1 protein-coding gene is annotated in these 786 nt (G+C 64.9%); it reads right to left on the bottom strand.

What is annotated here, in order from left to right; all coding sequences use genetic code 11:
- Positions 1–786: serine hydroxymethyltransferase (gene glyA / locus F3J15_RS37475; RefSeq protein WP_166897860.1), on the bottom strand; the 786-nt coding region annotated here is incomplete at both ends.

Below are 786 nucleotides of genomic sequence, written 5' to 3'. Positions count from 1 at the left end.
GCCGCTCGTCACGAACGGCTTTTCCGGATCGTTCGGGATCGCGTTCTTGTTCACCGTGATGTGCGCCGCGCCCAGTGCCGCTTCCGCTGCCTTGCCCGTGATGTTCTTTGCACGCAGGTCCACCAGCATCACGTGGCTTTCCGTGCGGCCCGACACGATCCGCAGGCCGCGCTTCACCAGCGTTTCTGCCAGCACGCGGGCGTTCTCGACCACCTTCTCCTGGTATGCCTTGAACTCCGGCGACAGCGCTTCCTTGAATGCCACCGCCTTGCCCGCGATCACGTGCATCAGCGGGCCGCCCTGGATCCCCGGGAAGATCGCCGAGTTGATCGGCTTCTCGTACTCGGCCTTCATCAGGATCACGCCGCCGCGCGGGCCGCGCAGGCTCTTGTGCGTCGTCGTCGTCACGAAGTCCGCGTGCGGCACCGGGTTCGGGTACACGCCTGCCGCGATCAGGCCGGCGTAGTGGGCCATGTCGACCATCAGGTACGCGCCGACCGACTTCGCGATCTTCGCCAGACGTTCGAAATCGATCTTCAGCGAGAACGCCGACGCGCCCGCGACGATCAGCTTCGGCTTGTGTTCCTGCGCGAGCTTCTCGGCCGCTTCGTAGTCGATGTCTTCGTTCTCGTTCAGGCCGTAGCTCACCACGTTGAACCACTTGCCCGACATGTTCACGGGCGAGCCGTGCGTCAGGTGGCCGCCATGCGCGAGGCTCATGCCCATGATCGTGTCGCCCGGCTTGAGCATCGCGAAGAACACGCCCTGGTTCGCCTGCGAACCCGA

The organism is Burkholderia sp. Ap-955 (assembly GCF_011753045.1).
Classification (GTDB): Bacteria; Pseudomonadota; Gammaproteobacteria; order Burkholderiales; family Burkholderiaceae; genus Burkholderia; species Burkholderia lata_D.
This window is presented reverse-complemented; position numbering and strand designations above follow the sequence as displayed.